The organism is Pseudomonas sp. BS3767 (assembly GCF_900099665.1).
GTDB lineage: Bacteria > Pseudomonadota > Gammaproteobacteria > Pseudomonadales > Pseudomonadaceae > Aquipseudomonas > Aquipseudomonas cerasi.
In genome coordinates, this window is sequence record NZ_FNCX01000003.1 from 442,358 (window position 1) to 466,128 (window position 23,771).

The 23,771-nt window shown below is 54.1% G+C and carries 22 protein-coding genes, 1 tRNA gene and 4 pseudogenes; 12 read left to right on the top strand and 15 right to left on the bottom strand.

Annotation, left to right across the window (positions count from 1 at the left end; all coding sequences use genetic code 11):
• Positions 1-404 precede the first annotated feature (404 nt).
• The 9 genes and pseudogenes from BLR16_RS28570 to BLR16_RS28875 all read right to left on the bottom strand — a co-directional run.
• Complete coding sequence (locus BLR16_RS28570; protein WP_161437895.1) at positions 405-569, bottom strand: hypothetical protein; 165 nt, start codon at positions 567-569, stop codon at positions 405-407.
• A 473-nt stretch (positions 570-1,042) separates the two neighbouring features.
• Positions 1,043-1,322, bottom strand: a pseudogene (locus BLR16_RS11125) (hypothetical protein); the annotation flags it as partial.
• Between the two features lie 213 nt (positions 1,323-1,535).
• The gene (locus BLR16_RS11130; protein ID WP_092194255.1) at positions 1,536-2,600 is read right to left on the bottom strand and encodes a LacI family DNA-binding transcriptional regulator; all 1,065 of its coding nucleotides are present in this window, start codon (positions 2,598-2,600) and stop codon (positions 1,536-1,538) included.
• Between the two features lie 121 nt (positions 2,601-2,721).
• Positions 2,722-5,001 (bottom strand): TonB-dependent receptor family protein, encoded by a 2,280-nt coding sequence (locus BLR16_RS11135; protein WP_092194257.1) that lies wholly within the window; start codon positions 4,999-5,001, stop codon positions 2,722-2,724.
• Positions 5,002-5,059: 58 nt separating this feature from the next.
• Complete coding sequence (locus BLR16_RS11140) at positions 5,060-5,464, bottom strand: ExbD/TolR family protein (protein ID WP_092194259.1); 405 nt, start codon at positions 5,462-5,464, stop codon at positions 5,060-5,062.
• 1 nt (position 5,465) lies between these two features.
• Positions 5,466-6,167: a MotA/TolQ/ExbB proton channel family protein gene (locus BLR16_RS11145; protein ID WP_092194261.1), complete on the bottom strand. Its 702-nt coding sequence runs from the start codon at positions 6,165-6,167 to the stop codon at positions 5,466-5,468.
• A gap of 8 nt (positions 6,168-6,175) precedes the next feature.
• Positions 6,176-6,988: an energy transducer TonB gene (locus BLR16_RS11150; protein ID WP_347237604.1), complete on the bottom strand. Its 813-nt coding sequence runs from the start codon at positions 6,986-6,988 to the stop codon at positions 6,176-6,178.
• 35 nt (positions 6,989-7,023) lie between these two features.
• Positions 7,024-7,836 (bottom strand): DUF1868 domain-containing protein, encoded by an 813-nt coding sequence (locus BLR16_RS11155; protein WP_092194263.1) that lies wholly within the window; start codon positions 7,834-7,836, stop codon positions 7,024-7,026.
• Between the two features lie 192 nt (positions 7,837-8,028).
• Positions 8,029-8,354, bottom strand: a pseudogene (locus BLR16_RS28875) (hybrid sensor histidine kinase/response regulator); the annotation flags it as partial.
• Positions 8,355-8,826: 472 nt separating this feature from the next.
• Between BLR16_RS28875 and BLR16_RS11165 the strand changes: the two are divergent.
• From BLR16_RS11165 to BLR16_RS11185, 5 genes and pseudogenes are all read left to right on the top strand, one after another.
• Positions 8,827-10,149 (top strand): extracellular solute-binding protein, encoded by a 1,323-nt coding sequence (locus BLR16_RS11165; RefSeq protein WP_092194265.1) that lies wholly within the window; start codon positions 8,827-8,829, stop codon positions 10,147-10,149.
• Positions 10,146-11,039, top strand: a complete 894-nt coding sequence (locus BLR16_RS11170; protein WP_092194267.1) for a carbohydrate ABC transporter permease — start codon at positions 10,146-10,148, stop codon at positions 11,037-11,039. Before BLR16_RS11165 ends, BLR16_RS11170 begins: the two co-directional genes overlap by 4 nt.
• Positions 11,036-11,929 carry an ABC transporter permease subunit gene (locus BLR16_RS11175; protein WP_092194269.1) on the top strand — a complete coding sequence of 298 codons (894 nt, stop codon included), beginning with the start codon at positions 11,036-11,038 and terminating at the stop codon, positions 11,927-11,929. The genes BLR16_RS11170 and BLR16_RS11175 overlap by 4 nt, the downstream gene beginning before the upstream one ends.
• Positions 11,926-13,032: an ABC transporter ATP-binding protein gene (locus tag BLR16_RS11180; RefSeq protein ID WP_092194271.1), complete on the top strand. Its 1,107-nt coding sequence runs from the start codon at positions 11,926-11,928 to the stop codon at positions 13,030-13,032. The genes BLR16_RS11175 and BLR16_RS11180 overlap by 4 nt, the downstream gene beginning before the upstream one ends.
• 6 nt (positions 13,033-13,038) lie before the next feature.
• Positions 13,039-13,569, top strand: a pseudogene (locus tag BLR16_RS11185) (glycerophosphodiester phosphodiesterase family protein); the annotation flags it as partial.
• 131 nt (positions 13,570-13,700) lie between these two features.
• Here the strand turns inward: BLR16_RS11185 and BLR16_RS11190 are convergent.
• Together BLR16_RS11190 and BLR16_RS11195 are read right to left on the bottom strand one after the other, a co-directional pair.
• Positions 13,701-14,189, bottom strand: a complete 489-nt coding sequence (locus tag BLR16_RS11190) for a hypothetical protein (protein WP_223886360.1) — start codon at positions 14,187-14,189, stop codon at positions 13,701-13,703.
• A complete protein-coding gene (locus BLR16_RS11195) occupies positions 14,189-14,449 on the bottom strand; it encodes a hypothetical protein (RefSeq protein WP_092194273.1) in 261 nt (86 codons plus the stop codon). The genes BLR16_RS11190 and BLR16_RS11195 overlap by 1 nt, the downstream gene beginning before the upstream one ends.
• Before the next feature lie 176 nt (positions 14,450-14,625).
• Between BLR16_RS11195 and BLR16_RS28055 the strand changes: the two genes are divergently transcribed.
• From BLR16_RS28055 to BLR16_RS11205, 3 genes and pseudogenes are all read left to right on the top strand, one after another.
• Complete coding sequence (locus BLR16_RS28055; RefSeq protein ID WP_129446496.1) at positions 14,626-15,024, top strand: hypothetical protein; 399 nt, start codon at positions 14,626-14,628, stop codon at positions 15,022-15,024.
• Between the two features lie 350 nt (positions 15,025-15,374).
• Positions 15,375-15,494: pseudogene (locus BLR16_RS28060) on the top strand (IS5/IS1182 family transposase); the annotation flags it as partial.
• 450 nt (positions 15,495-15,944) lie between these two features.
• Positions 15,945-16,319, top strand: a complete 375-nt coding sequence (locus tag BLR16_RS11205) for a histone-like nucleoid-structuring protein, MvaT/MvaU family (RefSeq protein ID WP_092194277.1) — start codon at positions 15,945-15,947, stop codon at positions 16,317-16,319.
• 193 nt (positions 16,320-16,512) lie between these two features.
• Here the strand turns inward: BLR16_RS11205 and BLR16_RS28575 are convergent, their stop codons facing one another.
• A complete protein-coding gene (locus BLR16_RS28575; RefSeq protein WP_161437896.1) occupies positions 16,513-16,758 on the bottom strand; it encodes a hypothetical protein in 246 nt (81 codons plus the stop codon).
• A gap of 307 nt (positions 16,759-17,065) precedes the next feature.
• Between BLR16_RS28575 and BLR16_RS11215 the strand changes: the two genes are divergently transcribed.
• Together BLR16_RS11215 and BLR16_RS11225 are read left to right on the top strand one after the other, a co-directional pair.
• Positions 17,066-18,706, top strand: a complete 1,641-nt coding sequence (locus tag BLR16_RS11215; protein ID WP_057403941.1) for a methyl-accepting chemotaxis protein — start codon at positions 17,066-17,068, stop codon at positions 18,704-18,706.
• Between the two features lie 323 nt (positions 18,707-19,029).
• Positions 19,030-20,106 carry a DUF4113 domain-containing protein gene (locus BLR16_RS11225; protein WP_092194279.1) on the top strand — a complete coding sequence of 359 codons (1,077 nt, stop codon included), beginning with the start codon at positions 19,030-19,032 and terminating at the stop codon, positions 20,104-20,106.
• A 137-nt stretch (positions 20,107-20,243) separates the two neighbouring features.
• Here the strand turns inward: BLR16_RS11225 and BLR16_RS11230 are convergent, their stop codons facing one another.
• The 3 genes from BLR16_RS11230 to BLR16_RS11240 form a co-directional block, all read right to left on the bottom strand.
• On the bottom strand, positions 20,244-20,747 hold the full coding sequence (locus tag BLR16_RS11230; protein WP_074805565.1) for a type II toxin-antitoxin system death-on-curing family toxin: 504 nt from the start codon (positions 20,745-20,747) through the stop codon (positions 20,244-20,246).
• Positions 20,748-20,761: 14 nt separating this feature from the next.
• Positions 20,762-20,932 (bottom strand): hypothetical protein, encoded by a 171-nt coding sequence (locus tag BLR16_RS28580; RefSeq protein ID WP_092194281.1) that lies wholly within the window; start codon positions 20,930-20,932, stop codon positions 20,762-20,764.
• Positions 20,933-21,358: 426 nt separating this feature from the next.
• Positions 21,359-21,443 (bottom strand) — tRNA-Leu (locus BLR16_RS11240).
• 117 nt (positions 21,444-21,560) lie between these two features.
• On the opposite strand from BLR16_RS11240, the gene queA reads away from it, so the two are divergent.
• Both queA and tgt read left to right on the top strand, forming a co-directional pair.
• Entirely contained in the window at positions 21,561-22,625 is a 1,065-nt protein-coding gene (gene queA, locus BLR16_RS11245) for a tRNA preQ1(34) S-adenosylmethionine ribosyltransferase-isomerase QueA (protein WP_002552466.1), read from the top strand.
• 14 nt (positions 22,626-22,639) lie between these two features.
• On the top strand, positions 22,640-23,755 hold the full coding sequence (gene tgt / locus BLR16_RS11250; RefSeq protein WP_161437900.1) for a tRNA guanosine(34) transglycosylase Tgt: 1,116 nt from the start codon (positions 22,640-22,642) through the stop codon (positions 23,753-23,755).
• The last annotated feature ends 16 nt before the right edge of the window (positions 23,756-23,771 follow it).

Sequence of the window (23,771 nt, forward strand, 5' to 3'; positions counted from 1 at the left end):
AACACGAGTTTGCTTCGGACTTGTCCCAAGCCTATCGCTGGCTCCATCGATACAACTGACTGTCGGCCATACTGGCTACATGGCCTCATCCTCTTTCAAGGGCGGTATTGTAAATCACCTTCAACCACTCCTTGCAGAGAGTTTGAAATTTTTTCGAAGGATAGGCGTTCGAGTTCCAGTGCGCGTACTAACGCATATTTTAGGCTCGCATAAAATTTGTGAGAGGTTTTATCTTGAAGGACTATAAATAAGTCCGTTAGATATCGTTCTTCTTCATTGTCGAGTTTCAGGATCTGGAATACCTGTGATCCTCTAGCGAAAAGCTCAAGCAACCTGTCTAGATCTCTTTTGTTCTTACTGTCCTCCCACAAAATTTTGGATGCCTTCTTGAATTCAGATGTTAATTACTGGTTGTAGTTTAGCCTGTAAGCTTCTTCCATATGAGCAATGTCGGATTTGCTTAGAGCTAAGCCTTCAGTCAGTGTCATTTCGAAATACTCAATGGTGTTTGTTGCGTAATTCAATCCATCTCCATCAAGCTGCGCTTTTTCTGCAGCTGCTTTGAGCATCGTACGCCGTTGCTTAGCGTCGCCTATAGATCTATAGCAAATGCGATTTTATAAAATTGGAAAGTGTAACTGCAGCTCTTGCTCTCGATTCTTTAGCCAGATTTTCTAATCTTTTTGGCTTGTTTTTGTAATTTGAGAGTTTTAGGCTGATCCGCTTTGATCGGCGGGTATGAGTTACGTTGGCGCATGACTATCCTGACATTAAGGATAATTGCGTCCGCTTAAAAATACGCGGACACAATCGCCCTTATTGATCGGATTCGGAAGGCGTGTTCCCCGGCCCCTTACAATTCTTGAGTCACCTATTTCTTTGATCGGGTGGTGAGCCTAGGGTTAATGGCGCGTATCCCGGAGAAGACTGCTTTGCCATACGATGGTCAGAGACATGATCATCGAAGTGTCAGGTAACGACTTCACCGCCGATGTGAACGAGCCATTTGCCAATCAATTGCGTCGAATGCCTAAGCACGATTGGTCGAGGAAATACCTGCTGCCCTCGCCATGCTCCGACATCTCCAGCGCGGCTCTCCATGACTTGCGTCCGTGTCCTGGTTCGTCGACCAGTCCCTCCAGTCGACGTGCCTGGAAACTCTGGCACCAGAACGTGATCGTTGGGCAGGAAAAGCCCGTCAACCGCGCAATGTTGCCTCTGGTTTCGCCTTCATCGGCAAGCTCTCGATAACCTTGCACATACGGCAAGGCTTGCCCATCCACTATAAGAAAGTTGTGGAGTGTGGAATTTTCAAACCTCATACATCGATGCTGCTGCCTGACTCGGATGTGTTCCAACAAGATACAGGAACGCCACTTACTCCCTATCGCCAGCGACTGTGCCAGCTACCAGTCCGTACTCAAGTCCATCTTTCCCTACGAGTTTGGACACTCGTACGGACTTTGGTATTCGGTCTTTAAAGTCTACCAAAAAAACTTTGTTTTGCAGGCCAAGTGTCTGAGTGCCAAAAAGGGTCAGGTAAGTTTACGTCGTGTGCTGTCTCTGACCACGAGATTAGTTGAGAAGATGACAGGGGGCAGCTCATCGAGCGCTGACCCTTCAAGCTTTTTAAGTAAAAGATGTATGGCGGTTGTCGCCATATCAAATAGCGGGGAGTCAACACTGGTCAAGGTAGGAATGCTGAATTCATCATATTGCATGTTGTCGAAGCCAACGACACAGACATCGTCGGGAACTTTCAGTCCAGCATCGTACAACCCCTTCAGGGCGCCTAGCGCCATTCGATCGCTGGCAAAAATCATTGCATCGGGGCGTCGATCAAGTGCACAGAGGTATTGGGCCACTTGCATTCCACTGGCCATTGACCAGTCACCTGCAAACTTCCAGCCATTGTCCAACGATAAATTATACTTTTTTAACCCTTCGAGATAACCAAGGTAGCGCTCTTCGATATCCTGATTGGTGTGCCCATTTCGTTCCCCGGCGATAAATGCGATATGACGGCAACCACCGCTGTAAAGATGATCAACTATCTGTGCTGTAGCGATTCGGTTGGCTTGAGCAACATAAGTAAAGTCTGGATCCATCGTCCCGAACAGAATGATGGGGACATCATGTTTTCTGAGTGCTGACAATACGGGATTATCAGGCTGTTCGGTGACTGCAATGACACCGACGATACTTCCGGATCGGTAGAGCCCCAGTATTTCTTCGAGGGCCGGTGCCTGGAGGGCTGAGGGCTTGCGTTGCAGGAGTGAATAACCCACCTGGTCTGCAGCTAATCCCAGCGACTGTACAACGTTGCTCCAGTAGGTGTCTTGATTCTGTCCGGAGCGGTTGTCATAGGGGCTGCGCTCGCCGAAAAAGATACAGGCCACCGTTTTTGTCGGAATGTTGCGCAGCGAGCGCGCCGCCACACTGGGTACGAAGTTCAGTTCACGAATCACACCCTGGACCTTGGCTAGGGTCTTCTTTGCAACTTTTTCAGGGTGGTTGATGACCAGGGAAACTGTCTGGAAACTAACCCCGGCGGCATCGGCGACGTCCCGAATGGTGATTCTTTTTACTTCACTTCGCATAACTCTCCGTACACGCCCCATGCCGCTAGCGTGAGTTCAACAGCCCAGCCAGTAGAGGCCTTGGCGGCGATTCTGGCTGGAACCTGTTTTCTGTGCAATAAGCGCTTGCACGCAGACTACCTCATAGGCGTGTACTCAATGTGACGAAGGCGCTACGCGGCGAGCCGACCTTTAAAATTTGCAGGTTGCCTGACGGGTCACTTGCTGCGCTGGAGTCGGTGTTTATGGTCGAGATGTAACGACGGTCAAACAGATTGACGAGATTGAGCGACAGCGTTGTCTCCTTCAAATCCCCGAACTTGCCGAAGTCGTAGCCCATGCTGGCATTGGTCACCCAGTATGCATCGACGCTCGAGTCGTTCGTGTAGGTGTAATAGCGCTTGTCCATGTAGTTGGTTTGCACCCCGGCGTTCCAGCGATCCCATTGCCAATCAAGGCTGCTGGAAAGCATCCAGCGGGGTGCGTCGATGACATCTTTGCCCTTGACAGCAACCTGAGCGCCGTTACTGGTGTAATTGTCTTCATAAACACTGCGGTTATAGGTCATGGTGTTGGACCAGCGCCAATAGGGATCTGGAGTCAGCGTGAGTGCCAATTCCAGGCCACGGCTGCTGACCGATCCCACGTTGGCCACGCCGTTCTGGCAAATCACAATCCCGGTACAGTTAGCGATGGCCAGTAAACGGTTATCGAAGCGTGTTCCGTAAAGCGCTGCCGAAGCTGCATAAAGTGGGGTGCTGTGGCGCATCCCCAACTCAACGGTTTTTGAAGTTTCCGGTTTCAGGTCCTTGAAGCCGTTAAGTGCATCCAGTGTGGTCTGGCTGGTGAACAGCGGGCTGGAGGTGCCACTGGGAAACGCCGCCATATTCTCTGCGTAGGATGCGAAAACTTCGTTTTGCTCGTCAATTTTGTAAGTGGTGCCGATCTGCGGAAGAAAGTTGTTACGGGCTTCGAGTGAGCCGCTGGCTGAGGTGCCCGAGCCTTTGGCTGTTGAGGTGGTAACGACGTGTTTGGCACCGTATTCAAGCTTCAGGCGGTTATCCAGCAGCGTCCAGGTATCACGAATATAGAACTGGCGAGTGAGGTCGTTGTAATCCTGGGCCTGGATCGTTGCCGCCCGGGGCAAACCGCTGACCTCGACAATGCCGCTTTGCGGCGCTGTACCGGTTGTATCGAACAGGTAACGATCTGCGGAATTCTTGTTGGACTGTACCCACATGCCAGCCTGGAACACGTGGTCTGCGACGTAGTAGGACAATGAGCTTTGAAAGCCCGTGCGGTCAATGCCGTAAAAGGTGCTGCGAATCGAGTTGCTTGGGACTGTAGTCGACCCGTTGTTGAAGACGAACGGATAATAGGAGTTGCCGGCACCCGAGTTGTGATGATGATAAACGGTGGCATCAAGTACCAGAGCATCATTCAAGGCAAACGTGCCACTGAGAATGTCGAGTTCGTCGTTACGGATGTTGCTCGAGTTATACACAGCATCGCTGACGCTGTTTACGCCGCCGCTGAATCTTCCATTGGCAGCGTTCACTGCGCGTTGCCAGTCGGGTGAATAGTTGGTCCAGTTGTAGCCGAGCCGGTCGATCTGGCTTCGTGAAAGCGATGGAATAGTCGATTCTTTGTATTCCGATTGGCTGTGAAAGAAGCTTAAGTGGTTATCGTCAAAATCATAAGTGACTTTGGCGTTCAAGGCGTGCGAGCGTTGTGGGCTGTCGCCTTTCCAGGTCTGGGCATCGTAGTTCTCGGCTGCAACGTAGGCGGCGAGCCCTTGGTACTGACCTGTATCGGCTCGCAAGAAGGTACGGGTGGTGTCGTAACTGCCAAAGGTTTGCGACAGACGCAGGCCTGGGGTCTGATCCGGATTGGCGCTTTTGAACTGCAGAGTTCCGCCCAGATCGCTGGTCGAAGAGGTACCTAACGCTCCCGTACCTTCGGCCACTTCAGTACTGACGATGTTTTCCGGAATGATTGCGCGGTTAATCGTCAGGCCATTGAAGTTACCGAAACTCATGTCCCCCAGCGTCACACCATCCAGCGTGTAGCCAAGATGATGCATGTCGAAGCCACGCAGGCTGATACGCTGGCTGCCCAACTCCCGGCCCAGCGGGTCGCTCGACTGGAAGTTGACACCTGGCAAGCGCTGCAGGACTTTCATGGGGTTGCTCCCAGGCGCATAGGCCTTGGTGTCCTGCTCTGTAACCCGTTGAACCTGTCGCGTTTCTCCTTGGCCCATGACCGAGACCGTCCCCAGTGTTATTGATGTCGCACCAGTGTCCTGCGGTACATCGGCCTCTTCGGCTTTTGCCTGGCCAAGGGGAAGCAGTGGCAGGGTCAGGGCAATTTTCAGGCAAGCGGCGGTTAGCCGTTGCCAATTGAGCATCGGTTTGAAGTTCATGTAACTCATGTCCTTTCAGGCAGCAGGGCGCGATGAAATGCAGGCGTGGATGTTGGTGTTAGGGGGTTTCTGTAATCACGGATAACTGAGTGATACCCGCATTGCGAACTTCAGCAAGAACTTGCGCAACTTTTCCATATTCAGCGCTGCGGTCCGCTCGTAATGTAATTGCCGTATCAGGTTCCTGTTGATGCAGGGTTTGTAATGCGGCAGGTAGTTGGCCTATCGACAGGACATTGGTGTCCAGAAACACTTGACCCTTTGCGTCCACACTGACGGCCACTGAGTGTTGTTGTGTTGCCTCCCCGGTGGCTGCAGTTTCAGGCAGGTTCAAGGCGATGGCATTGGTCAGCAAAGGGGCGGTTACTATAAATGCCACCAGCAAGACGAGCATGACGTCCACCAGCGGCGTGATGTTGATGTCACTGATGACATCGTCACTTTGATTGCTTGAAAATGCCATTTCACATGACCCCGCTCAATACACTGTTTTCTTTGCTGCGCGGTACGGCGGTCGGACGTTGCACTTGAAATTCATGGACCTGGGACAGGTTGAGGAACTCGACCGCAAACTTATCCAGATCGGCAACCAGCAGTTTCACCCGGCGCATGAAGAAGTTGTAAGCAAGTACGGCGGGAACCGCGACGGCGATACCCACGCCTGTGGCAATCAGTGCTTCACCGATAGGGCCGGCGACGACCGCGATACTCGCGGACTTGGCCGTGCTGATTGCGCTCAGCGCATGGATGATGCCAAACACAGTGCCGAACAAGCCGATAAAAGGTGCGGTGCTGCCAATGCTAGCCAACCAACCCAGGCCACTTTCCATTGCTCGTCGTTCATCGACGATCAGCTGATGCAGATTACGCTCCAGCAAGTCTTGGCGATTCCAGGGGTGGCCCAGCTCCGTAATGCCTTGTCGGGTGGTCAGCACTTGCGCGCCAGTTGCCCCCAGTCGCGCTGCGGCACTTCCGTTCTGCGCCACGTCTAGAGCCGCTTCAAGGCTTTCTGCGGTTTTGAAAGCATTTATGTATTCTCGACTCTTGCGACTTTGTCGCCACTGGTTCAGGCCTTTGAGCAGGAGCAGTGCCCACGTGACGATAGAAAAAAATAACAGGATTCCCAGAGACACCTGAGCGATGAGCGTTGCGTAGGCGTTATTCATAAGTAACCTCAGTTTGAGAGTTTGAAGGAGAGAGGGACGTTGACCCAGCCATCCGTGGCGACTTCTCCACGCTTGGCGGGCATAAATGTCCATTGGTTGACGGCTTTGATAGCGGCCTGGTCCAGGCTGTCGAATCCGCTCGAAGTGAATACCTGAACCTGCTCCGGGCGACCGTCCGCCCGGACGTGTACCCTCAGCACCACCACGCCTTGCTGGCGTAAGCGGGCAGCAACGGGCGGATACGTCGGTGGCGGGTTGTTCAGGTAACCCGCGCGTCCGTAGGGGCCCACCAGCGTCGGTTCAGTGGCGGAGGCGGGAGGCTTGCCCGGGACCGTCTGTGGTGGTTGCGCCGACTCTTTAACGGGTTGCTCGGTCGGTTGTGCGGGGGACAGCGTTTTGTTCGCTATCGCGATTTTTTTCGGTGCTTGCGTGGGTGCCGGTTTAGGTTTTGGTTTTTGAGGTGCAGGCGTTTCAACGGGCTTTGGACTCTGGGGGGCAGGGGTAGCTGCCGCAGGCTCTGTTGGCGCGGATGAGCTCATTGGGGGCGCGACGGGAGGCGCTACCCATTGCATCACCACGGGCGCGGGTGGTGGGGTGGTTGGAATGTCGGCGGGGCTTTGTATCAGGAGCCAAGCCACCACCCCGTGGACACCGATCGCCAGAAACAGACACAACAGAGTGTCCCTGCCCAGGTGTCCAGGCATGGAAATCGCGGGCAGTTTGATTGAACAGCCTGTGGCCCGAACGGCAATCGCGTTAGGCATCAGAGGCTCTAGATAATAATCCGGGCTTGGGCGCCGACGTACGCTAAACGATGACATGGACAGGCTCGCTGTAAAGGCTTGGGTAGACGCTGTCAAAGCGTTACAGGACGCTGGCCGATGGCGAACTTGTCGTCAAAAGCCAACATATCGTTAAAGGTACAAAAGCGAGGGCTCTCCAACGTCAGAACACTTAATGTTTTCTTCAGATAAGCCCTGCAACTTTGTTGAACGAGCTCGTAGTCTTGGATTTGTTGAGCGTTCATCCACTTCACGAGATAGCCCAGCGTGATGTGAAATCCATAATCATCATGATGGGGTGATCGAATCCCCAGGCAGTTGGCTAACCGATCTCGCACATCATTAAGTTTTTGAGTCTCGTGGCTATTGGCAGGGACCAACCGCACTGTTGCACCGCTGTCCTTGTAAACATTGAAGTCATCGATGTGCATCTGTATCTGGAAATTCTCTTCAATAAAGAAATTCTTCAACCGCGCAGTGAAATATTGTGTGCAGGCTTGGATGGGCGCATTGCTGGGGACTTCACTTGGCCAGAACGGTGCCTTGCGTTTTTCGTCAATAACACCTTCAAAGACAGTCATGTGATAGCTGGAAGGCGGCAGCAGGCTCAAGCATTGACTGAACTCGTAATTGGCCAAGGTATTCCTGACGACGGTGAGCGCCTCGTTCAGAGGTGTGCGCAACGGTATCTGACTGATAATGGTGTTGCCGGCGAACGGTCGCGCTGTACCGTCTTCATAGAATTTACGATTAACGTCGTAAGGTTTTTCGCTGTCGTCCTCGGTGGGGAGAGGAAGGGTAGACGCCGGCGAAGAGGCAAACGCGACGCTGGCTGTCATGACGCATGATTGCAGCAAGAAGGCGCGGCGCGTATTGACGTTCATCATGAGATTAATTCCATTCATGCTGGGTTGCCAGAGCTTGAAAATCAGTGATCGTAGAAATTAGAACGTTCTAATTTTCAGCAAACCTAGCGCGTTTTTATGACGAAGAAATGACATTCATGACGATTTGAGCGGGACTTTTGAACCTTCGCGAACTGAGTCCTGGTTCTGGCAGGTCCAAGCGGCAATCCGGTATCAGTTCAATGCAGGCGTCCCACACACGACGTCTTGCATCTGATCCATTTTGAAACTCAGCAGTAATGAGCGAAGTTCTGCAGGACGCTCGGGCTTGGGCAGAATCGGGATATCCGGATCGTTGAGTGATTGTTATACGTATTGCAACTCATGGCCGGTAATCACAATTGAGGGTATCCGACGGCCTTGCAGTTCGCGCAGATAGCAATACTGTCGGAACCGGTCGCGGCGCGATCAAGATCAAAGTCGGTGACGACAAGGTCGTAATCAACTCGAGTCTTGGGAATTGCTGAAGCTGTCTGCACATCGCAGCCCAATTTTCGCAGCGGCACTCACGCCGATCCTTGTATAGAACCGCACGATGGTTGCTCCACGTTCAGCGGCCGGTCCATTGGTGCTCGTACAATCTGCTCGTGAACTTTGAAAAATCATGGTTCCCTGCGTATCGCAAAGGCATGGGCATTCAACGAGACAAAACAGGATCAGTAAAATATAGTCATAATTAATACATCTATCGTGTATTAGTATCCTCACCATTTGAAACGAACCCGCGTGGCGACTCTAGGTTCGTACTCTTTCGATGGTGAGCTGATTCCATGTCAACCATGATATTGCCCCGCCGCCTACCGCCGCATGAGCGCTGCCCTTGGCCTGAGCCGCCTGCTGCCACGCTTCCTGCTAAGCCACCGTCGCTGTTTGTAACGCACCACAGCGGCGTCCCAATTCAGGTGGCAATTGCCCACCAAACACCAGAGCCTGGGGGTCGAACAGACCTGCCAAGTCATTGACTAGGCTCTTATGCCTTTCATCCATAAAATATTATCCATGCTGGCGCTGCTGTCACTCGCCACCCATACCCTGGCTGCATCAGCAGAGTTCTGGTATAGCCACGGCGGCGCGCCGGGTAGCGCCATCGTCGACCTGTGCAAAAGCTTCAATGCCAAACGTGATGAAGGTGATCGCCTGCACTGCATCCGTCAAGGAACCTACGAGCAGACCCTGCAGAAAACCGTGGCGGCTTATCGGGCCGGCTTAGGCCCAACGCTGGTGGAGATTTACGACGTCGCCACACCCGACATGTTGCTCGGTGGCGCCACCAAGGCTGTCGAGACCGTCATGGCCTCTCACCAGAGGGCCTATTCCAGCGACACTTTCCTGCCCGCATTGCGACGCTATTACGCGGACAGTCACGGCGTTCTGGTGGCCCAGCCGTTCGCCGTCTCGACTGCCGTCCTTTACACCCATCGAAACGCTTTGGCCGCCGCAGGTATCAACGAGCCGCCCGCCACTTGGGAGGCGTTTGCGACTGCATTGCGTGGGTTGAAGAACAGCGGCCATACCTGCCCCCTCGCTACTGATTTTGCACCCTGGATCTGGCTGGAACAGACCAGTGCGGCACAAGGCACGGATGTTGCCCTGCGTATTGACGGGGCTGATCGTTACCAGTTCGACAAAAGCACGCACTTGCGCCTAATGAATGAACTTGCGCAATGGACCGCTCAAGGACTGGTTCGCTACGAGGATTCGACCCGCAGCGGTCAGCAGACGCTGGCATTCGCCAGCGATGAGTGCGCGATGCTGCTGGACTCGACCGGGGCATGGAATGTCATGCACGGTTCGCTCGAATCCGACATCGACGTCACACCGCTGCCGATCTACGCCAACTCCATTCGCAAGGCCAATGTCCCCGGTGGCTCTTCGCTGTGGGTGATGTGTGGGCATTCAGAGCAAGAGTATCGGTTAATTTCCGAATTCCTGACGTTCTTGCTGCTACCGGAAAACCAACGGGTGTTTAGCGCAAGGACCGGCTACCTGCCGGTCACTCAGGCAACAGCTGCGACATTACTATCCAGTGAACAGAAGCCGTCAGCGGTGACGGCAGGTTTGACTGCGCTCAATGAAGCAGAAAAGCCACCTTCCACGCCCTTGCGGTCTGGCTTCATCACACAGATGCGCCTGATCTGGTCGCAAGAGATGGAAAACGCACTGGCAGGCCGACAAAGCGTTGATAGCGCGCTGCGCCAGTCAACACTGCGCGCCAACGAACTGCTGAGCCTGTTTCAACAAATGCACCAGGCTCAGGCTCAGGCCAACGACCCGACTCACGAGGTTACGCCATGAAATCCGGCGCGCATTTTCCACAACCGCGTCTGGCGCTGCTGTTTGCCCTGCCGCAACTGCTGGCGCTCGGGCTGTTTTTTTATTGGCCTGCAGTCAAGGCACTCTGGTGGTCGTTTCATCTGGTACCGCCCTTCGGAGGTGAGAATATTTTTGTCGGCTTGAGCAATTACTGGCGCGTTTTGAAAGACCCCGGCGTCCTCGCATCGCTGGGCTCGACGGTGGTCTTCAGTCTCTCGAGCGTGGTGCTTTCGATTCTCATTGCGCTGGTGTTGGCCTTATGCCTGGAGCTGAAATTGCGCGGCACCGCTATTTTTCGCAATCTACTGATCTGGCCCTACGCGGTATCGGGCGCCACCATCGGTATCGTCTTTCATGTGTTGGCCAATCCGGGGATGGGTATTTTTGGTTGGCTCAACGCCATTGCACCGGATACCTGGGAACCCTATGCCAACCCGGTGCAGAGCATGCTGTTGTTGATCGTGGCCTATGCATGGTGCCTGGTACCGTTCAATTTTGTGATGCTGGTCGCGAGCCTGAAATCGGTGCCGGACGACTACCTCGCCGCCGCAGCGCTGGACGGTGCCAGCCCATTACGGCGCATGCTCGATATCCAGTTGCCCCTGGTTGCGCCGTATCTATTCTTCGTGTTCGGCATCGACCTGCTGGAAAGCCTGTCCAACAGTTTCGCACTGGTGCATACCCTGACCCAGGGTGGGCCGGGCGATACCACCAACGTGCTGGCCTACAAAATTTATACCGACGGTTTCATGGGGCTGGACCTGGCAGGCTCATCCACACTTTCGGTCCTCATGCTGCTGGCGGTCGTAGTGTTGAGCGTTGCCCAGTTCAAGCTCATGTCTCATCTGAAGCGCCGCGGGGTCAAAGCATGATCGAGCACAACCGACTGCTCAACGCAGGTGCCTACCTGTTACTGACTCTGGGCCTGGTGTTCGCATTGGGGCCTTTGTATATGGCCGTTTGCTCAGCAACGGTCAGCAATTCGCAGCTGTTCACTCACGGTCTGGCAGTGGTCCCCGGGGACCAACTGCTGGTGAATCTGCAGCAAGTGACAGCGCGCCTGGACTTGCTGCGTTTGCTGGGCAACAGCCTGCTGGTCGCGACATTGGTGGTGATCGGCAAGCTGACGCTGTCGGCGTTGACCGCTTTTGCGGTCGTGTATTTTCGCAGCCGTTATACCTCAGTGATTTTCTTCGCTGTTTTAGGTGCGTTATTGCTGCCGCTGGAAGTACGCATCATCCCTACCTACGCCGTGGCCAGCGATCTTCTCGGTCCTTTTCGCAGCGTATTGCAATGGCTGGGAATCCAGTGGTTGCCGATACCGACGATCAACTTGCTGGACAGCTACCCCGGGCTTGCCCTGCCACTTATTGCCTCGGCGACCGGTACGTTTCTGTTCCGACAGTTTTACCAGACACTGCCTGCAGAACTGGCCGAAGCTGCACGAATGGATGGCGCCGGGCCGTGGCGATTCTTTGTGGATATTTTGTTGCCTCTGTCGAAGACTAACTTTGCGGCACTTGGCACTCTGGTGTTCATCGGGGCCTGGAAAGACTATCTGTGGCCATTGGTTGCGACCAATCGTGAGGGTATGCGCACGCTGGTGCTGGGCGTCGCCAGCTTCCTGCCGACGGATGCCACTCAAATCCCCGAATGGAACCTGCTGATGGCCGCTGCCGTGGTCAGCATGCTGCCCCCTATCCTCGTCATTGCTTTCATGCAGCGATGGTTCGTCAAGGGCCTGATTGGAGTTGGTAAATGACCGCGCTCACCCCTATTGCATGCGCTCCGGATATCGCCCTCAAAGGTCTGCACAAAGCCTATGGTGCCGAGCCTGTTTTTCAAGGGCTCGACCTGTCCTTCAAGGCCGGCGAATTGAGCGTCATTCTCGGCCCGTCCGGCTGCGGCAAGTCCACCTTGCTGCGTTTGGTTGCGGGCCTGGAAAGTATTAGCCAGGGCCAAGTTGTTATGGGAGGCCTTGACGTTACCCGGCTGCCGCCCAAGGAGCGCCGCTGCGCCATGGTGTTCCAGAATTACGCGCTCTATCCACACATGAGCGTGTCCGAAAACATAGGCTATGCGCTCAAGCTGGGGGGCGTCTCACGCAAGGAACGAGAACAGCGCATTCAAGCCTGTGCTATCTCGCTGGGGCTTGAGGGCCTGCTACAACGCAAGCCCGCTGAACTCTCGGGGGGCCAACGCCAGCGAGTGGCAATCGGGCGTGCGCTGATTCGCAAGCCGCCAGTGCTGCTGTTCGATGAGCCTCTATGCAATCTGGACAGCGCATTGCGTCATGAGATGCGTCTGTTAATCCGGCATCTGCATCAGCAGACCGGTGCCACGATCCTGTACGTCACCCACGATCAGACCGAAGCCATGACGCTCGCTGACCAAGTGATGATTCTCAACAAAGGCAGCGTCGAACAGGTGGGTACGCCTGCCGAGATCTACGATCAACCGTCCAGCACATTTGTCGCCGGTTTCATCGGTACCCCTCCGATGAATCTGCTGCCCGTACACTGCCTGGAGGACAACTCCCTGATACTCGCGGACGGCCAACGCCTGCCTTTCGAGCTCGGCGTTGCCACCAGTCATGTGGGCAAATGGTTGATAGGGCTGCGGCCTGAAGCCTTCACTCTGGGTCAGCAAGGCGTCACGGCAACTGTGGAGTCCTCGGAAAGTCCGGGCAGCCATAGCCTGCTGTATTGCCAACTCGCGGGAACCCGCTGCGTTGTAAGTCTAGCCGGACGCCAGCACCTGATACCTGGTACCCAGATTCAACTGGCAATCAACGCCACCCCGTTGTTGTTCGATATCCAGAGTGGTCAACGCCAGTTCGTCTCTTTTTCTCAACCCGCCAAGTGACCGTCTATGCCCACACAATCTCACTTCGTCCGCTCGCCGCTGATCGTTCACCGCGGCGCCAAGGCCTATGTGCAGGAAAACACTCTTTTAACCCTCGAAACAGCTGTTGAATGCGGCGTCCAGTAGGTTTAAATAGATGTGAAACTGACTCGCGACGCTCAGCCCATTGTCATTTATGACGACCTGCTGGACCAAACTAGCAACGGAAGCGCTGCTGTGGTCCTGGGTGATCTGGATGTCATTCGCACACTCGACGCGGGCAGTTAGCTCGCACCTGAATTCGCAGTTCTGCAGATCCCGACTTTCGAGGAGATCGTGGCCTGCGCCTTGCGCCTGAACCTGGGGCTACAGGTCGAACTCAAGCCCACCATTGGCGACGACATCGAGACAGCGGAAGTCGTCATGCCAATCCTCAAGCGACTATGGCCAGCCGATAAACACAAGCTGTTTGTATCCAGCTTTTCAGTGGGTTCACTCACCGCCGCACGCCGGTTACGGACCGACGTACCATTGGCCATTGCCTCAGTAGTCGCACCTGTGTTAGCAGGTGCTGTTGGTAGCAGCAATACTCTGAAGAAGACATGAAGTTTAAAAGTGGTCGTTCTTGGCTCATGTTCAATCTAAATAGAACATGAAGCAAAAAACTAAGCTTGAAAAGTCGATGTTAGCTAAAGCATAGTTTTTCGGCTGTTGTGCCAATATAGATAGGCGAGCCCCACTGGAACGATGAAGGTTGCGAAGGACCAGCACATCGACATCCTTATCACTTTTGCTGCCAGCATAAATACCGCATTTACAAAAAATATATTCCCGCCCATTATAAATCCAACCACGCGTTCGTAGAGAAAGCGCGAATAGGGGTAAAGCAACGTATTGAAAAAAAGCAAGGAAATCATACCAGGATTGGCTGACATTCCTTTAGTTGAGTTCGATAGTACCCAAAGTATTCCCGCGGTAATCAGCGCCCCAAATATGAGCTGCCGAGTATAGTAACTAGGGGTAAGGCCACCAAATGTTTTAGAGAAGAAAGATTGCATATAATCCTCTGGGTATGGGGGAGCAGCGAGGGACACCGGGCTTTGCAGCGTCGCGGTGGAAATAATCGAAACTGCCAGCACGGCGTTTGCGCGGGTTCGCCAGTGAGCAAGTGTATTCATCACAGCGCCTCCGACCATTCTTTATGGATTGCTGCGATGCGTGCTGCGTAAGCTACAGAGAAGCAGACGGCATCCTTGCACGTGCGGGCCAAGGCATCACGCCACTTTTTCTGCTGTGCGCCCATGGGGTCCAACGCCTTACCGGTCTCACCATCGACCCCCTTGGTTTCTGCTCTCACGTCGTCGACCAGATTCAGCATTTTGGTTTCCTGAGCTCGCAGGCTGGCACTGGAACAGGCGATATCTTCGAGCGTGGTCAACTTTGCACTTTCATCGTCGCAGCGCTCGGCAAACCCAAAATCGGAATAGCCGGGCGGAATATCGTCGGCTCCAGCATTCGCGTGCAGGGTAAAGGCAAGGAAAAGGGCGCTTGTAACGCACAGACCAATCTTTTTTTCACCTGTCTGCCTATTTCTATATTGATCGACACAATAGAGTGCCTTTCGACGAATTAGAAATCACCTGTACTATTGGAAAATCTTTGGCTTTGGGAAATGAAGTCGGTGGCAGCCTGTTCATTGTTGCTCCGGCAACGACTGCCTACACCGTCGATCAGAGTCGAGCTGGTAACCTTCGCCTGTTCGCACTTGATTCCCAGGCTTGTCAGCAATGGATCAAAGGCTCTGGATTTTTTGCTCTCGGAAGCATCCGATTCTACAGCGTCTGGCGCGGGCTGAAGGCGATAGTGGGCAAACGGTATTCCGGGATATCATCTTTGCTCAGCGGAACGGGTGTCAGCGGCAGCTTGCCGAAGTCTGCCAGTAACAGGCGCAAGTTGGCGATGCTGTCATTGCTGGGGCTGAGAAAAGGAAAGTTGCTGCAAACGCTGAATTGATTAGTGTTGACCGGCTAGGTCGTTGCGCAGGAGTCATCATCACTTGCCTGAGCCTGGAAAACAGTGATCGCACTTACAGCAAGAGCCGGAATAGTCAGCAAGCGTTGGCGCATAAAACATTCTTAAGGTAACTAACAGATCAGCGATGCGCATGATTAGCATTGATAAAATGCTATACCCAGGGCGTACACGAAAAAATAGCACATATGTGCTATTGAAAACGGTTCGGCATGAATGAGTTAATTGCCGTCGTTGGTTACACATTTTCGAAGGCGACCACTAAGGAAATTCTGAAAAAGACTTCCTAATTTGGCAAAATCTCCGGACACCAGTCGCCGAGCTTTTCGATGATGAAACAGATGACCTTCGCCGACGCCGAGTATGCCAGCAAGCGCAAGCAGACCCGTAAGGAATTGTTCCTGATCGAGATGGATCAGGTGGTTCCCTGGAAAGGTTTGATTGCCCTCCTGCGAGTTTGTGCCGCAAGCGGATACCTATGCTTACGGGTGTTTCGGGACTCGCTTTCATCATAATAAGAACCGCGTCTGCAGTCTTTCTCAGGACTGGGCTAGAGGGGACCTGTATCAGACCCTTGCTGTGGCAGATATTGTTGACCGGAAGCCGAAGCTGATTTCGACGTGCAAGCTCGGTATCAAGGATTGCGCTGAAGGCAGTTCTGGCTGGAGTGCTAGGTCCGATGCTCCGGATGCAGACACGCAACGTATTTTTGAGCAAACCGATGTCGGCGAGATGGTCATCCGATATTTTCCGCTGATAAATGCCGTTTGTATAAAAAGCTAGTAGAGAAGCTGGTCTGGATAACATCGCTACCTGGGCAACATTGAATGCTTTTCCGCGAGCGAACAGGACACTTCGGTTCGCCTGCCCATTCCAACCTCCAATACGTGATGGAGTTATACATGTCCAAGCTTGCAGAGTTTCGTTTGCTGGAAAGAAAATTGGCCGAGCAGCTCAAAGAGCTGGAAGCGCTGAAAAGCGATGAAGGGCTGAAGAAAGAGATCGAATTCGAAACCAGATTGCGCAACCTGTTGGCCGATTACGGTTTCAGCCTGAAAAATGTGGTGGCGGTGCTTGATCCCCACGCTGGCGCTCCCCTATTGACGAATGACAATCCCGTCACTGCGCGTAAAACCCGTAAAGCTCGAGTGATCAAGGTATTCAAGAATCCTGAAACCGGGGAGGTTGTTGAAACGAAAGGGGGCAATCATCGCACCCTTAAAGAGTGGAAAGCCAAATATGGTGCAGACGTTGTGGACTCCTGGCTCGCCCATTGAGTTGAATAAATAAGCACCCGATAGCGCGCCGGGAGGTGAGCGTGTAGGTTTTTATGAATACCTCCCGGCTTTTTTCTTCGACGCGTCTTAATTGTTATCTTCTGGGATAGCACATGTGTACTATTTTTTAGCGTACTGGCAGCGGGTATCGTTTGGTATTTATCGCAATCGATTTGGAGACGAAACAGCATGTTCAAAAAATCGCTTTATCGCTTTTTATCTTTTCAAGTCTGGCTGGCTGCAATATCATCGCCAGCAAAACCAATGTGCTGGATGACGAAAAGTCAAATCGATTGGCGCTGGTGCATTGGGTTACTCGCCAGAAGACTTGATTCTCGTCAATCGTCGTACCGATGGAACCAACACCTACGCCAATTTTAAAACCAACGATAAAAAAGAATTCGTCTGCATCATTAACGGTGGCAATATTACTGGCCATGGGCATGACCAACCCGTCTTCATGCTCGAAAAAGGGTGAGCCCAGTAAGCAAACGACTTACTAATTTCAAAAACCGCCTCGCCAGAGCGGCTTTTCAGAGAAAATCGGTAACAGAAATTTAATTTATTCTTAAAAAAAACAGTACATTACGTCCACTCGTGTTTATTCACTCTTTTTCTCACCGCAAGCCCACCAGAAGTACTGGTACATCAATAAAGTTTGCCCCCGTCCAGTCGATAATACCGATAGAGAGGTTCCTAGTGCTCGAAACCCTCGACACCAACAACGACGAGCCTGAGTATTCCATATGTCCCTGTTCATCAATCTGAAGCTCAAATCCAAGCTGCTGTTTGCTTTTGGTCTATGCACGGTCATCACTGTCGGTGTTGCGGCGCTTGGGTACAGCGGGATCTCAACCATCTATAGCCTTTTGCAGAGCACGGTCAGCAACAACCTGGTCTCGATCCAAAAGACTGACTCGGTTAAAGCCAACGTGATTGCCACTCACCGGGACATGTTCAGAGCCATTAACCTGGCTTTGCGCAAAGCAGCCCCGGAAGACATTAACGCGGTCGTTTTGTCTTTCAAGGATAACCAAGCAGAGGCTGAGCAACAATTCAAAATTTATCGCGCCACTCCTCTGGAAGCTGACGAGCGCGCGGCAGGTAATGACTTCGAGCGGGACTGGCCCGCGTACGTCGCAGCGGCAGAAAACCTCTTTTCTCTGTTGAAAAGTGGCGACGTCGACCAGGCCGTCAGGCTTGCTGATTCAAGCGCAACCCCGGCATATCGCAAGACCGTTGGTGAAGTGAATATCATGATCGAGTCCAATGCCCGGCAAGCGCTTGACGTTGCCAAAGCAGGAAACGATACCAACCATCAAGTCACCTGGGCTCTGATTATCGGCGGACTTGTGGCAGCCGCTGCCGCCATCACTCTGGGACTGGTGGTCACGCGGATGATTACCCGACCCCTTTATCAGTCCGTGAAGAGTGCCACTCAGGTCGCGCAGGGCGACCTTACCCAAGAGATCACCTCGAACAGCGAGGATGAAACCGGACAATTGCTCAAAGCGCTGTCCAGCATGCAAAAAGACCTCAAAGGCACCGTGCAGCAGATCGCGGACGCATCCGATCAGTTGGCCTCAGCTGCTGAAGAGTTGACCGCAGTGACCGAAGACAGCACACGTGGGCTGGTTCGTCAGAATGATGAGATCCAGCAAGCCGCGACCGCCGTAAACGAGATGACTGCCGCAGTGGAAGAGGTTGCGCGTAATGCCGTCAGTACTTCCCAAGTGTCGAGCCAGACTGCAGAAGATGCGACCAAAGGCCAGTATCAAGTGCAGCAGACGGTAATGGCGATGAACACCATGGCTGGGGACATCAATGATTCCACGCAGCGTGTCGAAACCCTGGCCGGTCAGATTCGTGACATCACCAAGGTGTTGGACGTCATCCGTGGTATCGCTGAGCAGACCAATCTATTGGCGCTCAATGCCGCAATCGAAGCCGCTCGTGCCGGTGAACAGGGTCGAGGCTTTGCGGTCGTTGCCGACGAAGTCCGGGCCTTGGCCCACCGCACCCAAGCCTCCACGGGTGAAATCGAAGCGATGATCAAGGTAGTGCGCGCAGGCGCTGACGAGGCTGTGCAATCGATGGGCAAAAGCCAGTCGATGGCTCAAAGAACACAGTCGCTGGCAGCCGAGGCGGGCCTGGCATTGGAGCGAATCAGCGCCGGGGTCAGCGAAATCAACGAGCGCAACCTGGTGATTGCCAGCGCAGCCGAAGAACAGGCTCAGGTAGCACGTGAAGTCGACCGCAACCTGGTTAATATCCAAGATCTGTCTACCCAAACGTCCGCCGGCGCTAACCAAACCAACGCTTCGAGTCAGGAGCTATCCCGACTGGCCATTTCTTTCAATACACTTGTGGGTAAATTCAAGCTTTGATGGGCTGCCCTTGATTTTCCATTGATGACGCAGGCGACTAAGAAGTGCTGGATGATGTATTTCCAGTTTGGGGCTGATGGGTCTTCAGATCCTTCAGCGTGCTCCATGGGACATGGTTATATAAACCAATATTTGAAATGGCTTTACCTCGGCACTGCTTAGGCTCTGGAAGATCCATTTGATCTTGGGGAAGGGGGACATCGCCGTATCCATACTGATCCAGTAGGAATAGTACGCGTTCATATGAGTGATTCCCCGCCGGCCAATGCAGAGATTTTGCAGCAGGCCAAACAGGGTGTTGCCGCTAACCGAAACCGGGACGGATTTTTTCACACCCAAAGGTTGAATTTCTATTCCACATAAATGGCGATATGAGCGAGCGCGTGATGTCGATCATCGAGTCCATGGTGCCCGCCACGGAGGTTTACAGCATCGACGAAGCGTTCGCGGACTTGACCGGCATCCCTGGGGATCTCACAGCATTCGGTCGTCGCATACGGGCTTCCGTCCTTAAGTGCACTGGCATACCAGTCGGGGTCGGAATCGCTCCGACGAAAACTCTGGCTAAGCTTGCGAATCACACAGCAAAGCGTCTCTTGGCTCAAACAGGTGGGGTCGTCGATATCTGCGATCTGCACAAACGCAACTGGGTGCTGCGCAACACAGCGGTCTCCGAGGTCTGGGGTGTAGGCAGGAAGATGAAAGCACACCTGGAAGCGATGAACATTCGCACCGCGATGGACCTGGCCAACGCCGATCCTCGTACCCTGCGCGACCGGTTCAGTGTTGTCATTGAAAAGACGGCTCGTGAGTTGGCCGGCACTCCATGCTTGGAGCTGGGCGAGGCTGCGCCTCCCAAGCAGGAGATCTGCTGCAGCCGGATGTTCGGTCAGCGGCTGACTACGATTGAGCCAATTAAGGAAGCGGTGGCCACCTACATGCAACGTGCTGCGGAGAAGCTTCGCTCCCAGAGTTCCTTATGCAAAAAGATTCGGGTCAGCATCCGCACTGGCATGTTCAACCCTGAAGAAGCCAAGTACGCCAATGGCGCGCTGGTCGAACTGCCGTATCCCACAAATGACGTGCGCTTGATGACGAAAGCTGCGACCGAGGCCGTGAATCGCCTGTTCCGGCCGGGCTTCAAGTACAGCAAAGCGGAGGTGCTGCTATTGGATCTTCGGCAGCCAGGTGAGTTTACGGATGATCTTTTCGCGGCCTCGCAGCCGGTTGCGGCCGAGAAGGTGATGGGCGTGCTGGACGAAATCAATACCCGCTGGGGGAGAGGAACATTACGAGCGGGAAGCGTTCCGGTCAGTCCAGAGTGGGCCATGCGCCGGGAGATGATGAGCCAAAGCTACACTACAAATATTCAAGAGCTATGGACTGTGAGATGCGACTAGTTTGATAGGGCTCTAAGGTGGGTTAGCAACAGCAAGCTTCGCCGATACTGCTCCCTGAGTGCCTCTGAAAGACGAAGATTGCGTAATATTGCGCCAGTTACACAGCAACACAGGCGCGTAGGACAGGCATGCGGTTATTAACAGGCTGGCCGCTCGCCTATCATTTCGAACATAGCGAGAAACTCGCTAGGGGCATTCAAACCGTTAGCATCGAATGGCCTTGACCAGTACGCAATCCAATCCTCTAATTCCTCTTGCGTGTACTCATGGTTGGCCACGCCGAGCATGATTTGTACAAATTCATCTCCCGGTGCGGTGAGTTCATAACCGTTCAGCAATAGGAACATGTACCCAGCGGCGGCGGCTGTTCGCTTGTTGGCGTTGGCAAAAGGATGGTTCTGGACAAGGCTTTGCATCAACAGAGAGGCCAGGCAGTACATATCCTGGTTTCCCGTGTAATACCGATGCTGTGCGGGCCGTTGCTGGGAGGAGCTCAACTCGTTTGGCTTGATAACGGCTATTGGTTCGCTTGGAGTTTGAGCAAGGATTAAGCGCTTGTTGATCCAGATCAGCGCCTCTGGAGTGAGATATCTAATCCCCTCCAGGGGTTCGCTGAGATCCGACAGTTCCATTGACGGCATAGAAAAACCCTGAGTTAGACCTTCGCCAGATCCTCAAAAGCTTTTTCATAGCGATGGAACGCTGCGCAGAATGCTTTCTCGATTTGAGCTTGGTATGCGCCGTCAGCCGGACGAGCCTTTGCTACGCTCGATTTGTCGCGCTGCGGAATGCAGAGGCGCTCGGTTTTTTTCAGTGCATTTCCCACGTTACTCTCCTCGTTCCGACATCTCGCCGGAGCATGCCATAGCTATAGATATAGATATGGTCTTCGGTTTTCCCCACAAAAAGATAAATTATGGTTCACCTAAAATGGGGGTCGATTCTTCCTATGTCAAGGCGTTAAGTCAATCAAAAAAAGATATTGCAGATGGCTATCTGCCTCTCGGCGGCTAACCCCTATAGCGGCGTGGCTCAGCGATTCTTTAGGCCTACCAGCGTATAAGACTAGCTGATACTGATGGGACCGCGCGCATTGACAGTGGTTCATAAAGCTGACTGACTCGTCAGCTTCAGGCGGCCAGGAAGCCTTTGGGGGCAGCCTAGGTCGAGCGCTGCAATAGGATAAGACTACGCCAAATTTACGCCAGGCAAAAAAAAAGACCTTATAAAACAAGGTCTTTTTTTAATTTTGTGGTGCCCCGAGGGAGAATCGAACTCCCACTTCTTTCGAAAACGGATTTTGAATCCGCCGCGTCTACCAATTCCGCCATCAGGGCTCAATGGCGGCGAAGTATAAGGATGAGTTTTCTGTTGGTCAACAGGGATTTACGCAGGTTTTTTACTAATGCCGTCAAACCGGATAAACTTCCCGGCCCTGCTAAACGAACCCGATCATGCGCGTCGCCGACTTTACCTTCGAACTCCCCGATTCCCTGATTGCTCGCCACCCGCTGGCCGAGCGTCGCAGCAGTCGTCTGTTGACCCTCGATGGGCCGACGGGCGCGCTGGCACATCGTCAATTCACCGATTTGCTCGAGCATTTGCGCCCGGGCGATTTGATGGTGTTCAACAATACCCGGGTCATTCCCGCACGTCTGTTCGGGCAAAAGGCCTCCGGCGGCAAGCTGGAGATTCTGGTCGAGCGCGTGCTGGACAGCCATCGTGTGCTGGCGCATGTGCGTTCGAGCAAGTCGCCCAAGCCTGGCTCGTCGATTCTGATCGATGGCGGTGGCGAGGCCGAGATGGTGGCGCGGCACGATGCGCTGTTCGAGCTGCGCTTCGCCGAAGAAGTGCTGCCGTTGCTGGAGCGTGTCGGCCATATGCCGTTGCCTCCTTATATAGACCGCCCGGACGAGGGCGCGGACCGCGAGCGTTATCAGACCGTATACGCGCAGCGTGCGGGTGCTGTGGCTGCACCGACTGCTGGCTTGCATTTCGATCAGCCGCTGCTGGAGGCGATCGCCGCCAAGGGCGTCGAGACTGCGTTCGTCACGCTGCACGTTGGCGCGGGTACATTCCAGCCGGTGCGCGTCGAGCAGATCGAAGATCACCACATGCACAGCGAATGGCTGGAAGTTGGCCAGGACGTGGTCGACGCTGTGGCCGCGTGCCGTGCACGGGGCGGGCGAGTGGTTGCCGTCGGGACCACCAGCGTGCGCTCGCTGGAGAGTGCCGCGCGTGACGGCGAACTGAAGCCGTTCAGCGGCGATACCGACATCTTCATCTATCCAGGCCGGCCGTTTCACGTGGTCGATGCCCTGGTGACCAATTTCCATTTGCCTGAATCCACGCTGTTGATGCTGGTTTCAGCGTTCGCCGGTTATCCCGAGACGATGGCGGCTTATGCTGCGGCCATCGAGCACGGCTACCGCTTCTTCAGTTACGGTGATGCGATGTTCATCACCCGCAATCCCGCGCCGACGGCCCCACAGGAATCGGCACCAGAGGATCACGCATGAGTCGCACCTGTCGTATGTCTTTCGAGTTGTTGGCCACCGATGGCAAAGCCCGTCGCGGCCGGCTGACCTTCCCGCGCGGTGTGGTGGAAACCCCGGCGTTCATGCCGGTGGGCACCTATGGCACGGTCAAGGGCATGCTGCCGCGTGATATCGAGGCCACCGGTGCGCAGATGATTCTGGGCAACACGTTTCACCTGTGGCTGCGTCCCGGCACCGAAGTCATCAAGGGCCACGGCGACCTGCACGATTTCATGCAGTGGAAGGGGCCGATTCTGACCGACTCCGGCGGTTTTCAGGTGTTCAGCCTGGGCGCCATGCGCAAGATCAAGGAAGAGGGCGTGACGTTCGCCTCGCCGGTCGATGGTGCCAAGGTGTTCATGGGGCCGGAAGAGTCGATGCAGGTCCAGCGTGATCTGGGGTCAGACGTCGTGATGATCTTCGACGAATGCACACCGTACCCGGCCGACGAAGATGTGGCGCGAGTCTCCATGGAGCTGTCGCTGCGCTGGGCCAAGCGTTCCAAGATCGCCCACGGCGAAAACACTGCCGCGTTGTTCGGCATCGTTCAGGGCGGGATGCACGAGAACCTGCGCAAGCGCTCGCTGGAAGGCCTGGACGAGATCGGCTTTGACGGTCTGGCGATCGGCGGTCTGTCGGTGGGCGAACCCAAGCACGAGATGATCAAGGTGCTGGACTACCTGCCAGGCCTCATGACGGCAGACAAACCTCGTTACCTGATGGGTGTAGGCAAGCCGGAAGATCTGGTCGAAGGTGTGCGCCGTGGCGTCGACATGTTCGACTGCGTGATGCCCACCCGCAACGCCCGCAACGGCCATCTGTTCACTGATACCGGTGTATTGAAAATCCGTAACGCGTTCCATCGCCACGACAATTCGCCGCTGGACCCGACCTGCGATTGCTACACCTGCAAGAACTTCTCGCGCGCTTATCTGCATCACCTGGACAAGTGCGGGGAAATGCTGGGGAGCATGCTCAATACAATCCATAATTTGCGGCACTACCAGCTGCTTATGGCTGGTTTGCGCGAGGCTATTCAACAGGGTACATTGGCCGCCTTCGTCGATGCCTTCTATGCCAAACGCGGTCTTCCAACGCCGCCTCTGGGTTGAAACAGAACGAGTTTTT

Bases quoted from the DNA above. Each gene is read 5' to 3' on its own strand.
- BLR16_RS28575 (WP_161437896.1), bottom strand. From the start codon at position 16,758: ATGGCCAGTAATATTGCCACCGTTAATGATGCAGACGAATTCTTTTTT.
- BLR16_RS11205 (WP_092194277.1), top strand. From the start codon at position 15,945: ATGTCCAAGCTTGCAGAGTTTCGTTTGCTGGAAAGAAAATTGGCCGAG.
- BLR16_RS11190 (WP_223886360.1), bottom strand. From the start codon at position 14,189: ATGAATACACTTGCTCACTGGCGAACCCGCGCAAACGCCGTGCTGGCA.
- BLR16_RS11130 (WP_092194255.1), bottom strand. From the start codon at position 2,600: ATGCGAAGTGAAGTAAAAAGAATCACCATTCGGGACGTCGCCGATGCC.
- BLR16_RS28570 (WP_161437895.1), bottom strand. From the start codon at position 569: ATGCTCAAAGCAGCTGCAGAAAAAGCGCAGCTTGATGGAGATGGATTG.
- BLR16_RS11175 (WP_092194269.1), top strand. From the start codon at position 11,036: ATGATCGAGCACAACCGACTGCTCAACGCAGGTGCCTACCTGTTACTG.
- BLR16_RS11165 (WP_092194265.1), top strand. From the start codon at position 8,827: ATGCCTTTCATCCATAAAATATTATCCATGCTGGCGCTGCTGTCACTC.
- BLR16_RS11145 (WP_092194261.1), bottom strand. From the start codon at position 6,167: ATGAATAACGCCTACGCAACGCTCATCGCTCAGGTGTCTCTGGGAATC.
- BLR16_RS11230 (WP_074805565.1), bottom strand. From the start codon at position 20,747: ATGCCGTCAATGGAACTGTCGGATCTCAGCGAACCCCTGGAGGGGATT.
- BLR16_RS11180 (WP_092194271.1), top strand. From the start codon at position 11,926: ATGACCGCGCTCACCCCTATTGCATGCGCTCCGGATATCGCCCTCAAA.
- BLR16_RS11170 (WP_092194267.1), top strand. From the start codon at position 10,146: ATGAAATCCGGCGCGCATTTTCCACAACCGCGTCTGGCGCTGCTGTTT.
- BLR16_RS11150 (WP_347237604.1), bottom strand. From the start codon at position 6,988: ATGTCATCGTTTAGCGTACGTCGGCGCCCAAGCCCGGATTATTATCTA.
- tgt (WP_161437900.1), top strand. From the start codon at position 22,640: ATGTCTTTCGAGTTGTTGGCCACCGATGGCAAAGCCCGTCGCGGCCGG.
- BLR16_RS11135 (WP_092194257.1), bottom strand. From the start codon at position 5,001: ATGAACTTCAAACCGATGCTCAATTGGCAACGGCTAACCGCCGCTTGC.
- BLR16_RS11140 (WP_092194259.1), bottom strand. From the start codon at position 5,464: ATGGCATTTTCAAGCAATCAAAGTGACGATGTCATCAGTGACATCAAC.
- queA (WP_002552466.1), top strand. From the start codon at position 21,561: ATGCGCGTCGCCGACTTTACCTTCGAACTCCCCGATTCCCTGATTGCT.
- BLR16_RS11215 (WP_057403941.1), top strand. From the start codon at position 17,066: ATGTCCCTGTTCATCAATCTGAAGCTCAAATCCAAGCTGCTGTTTGCT.
- BLR16_RS11155 (WP_092194263.1), bottom strand. From the start codon at position 7,836: ATGATGAACGTCAATACGCGCCGCGCCTTCTTGCTGCAATCATGCGTC.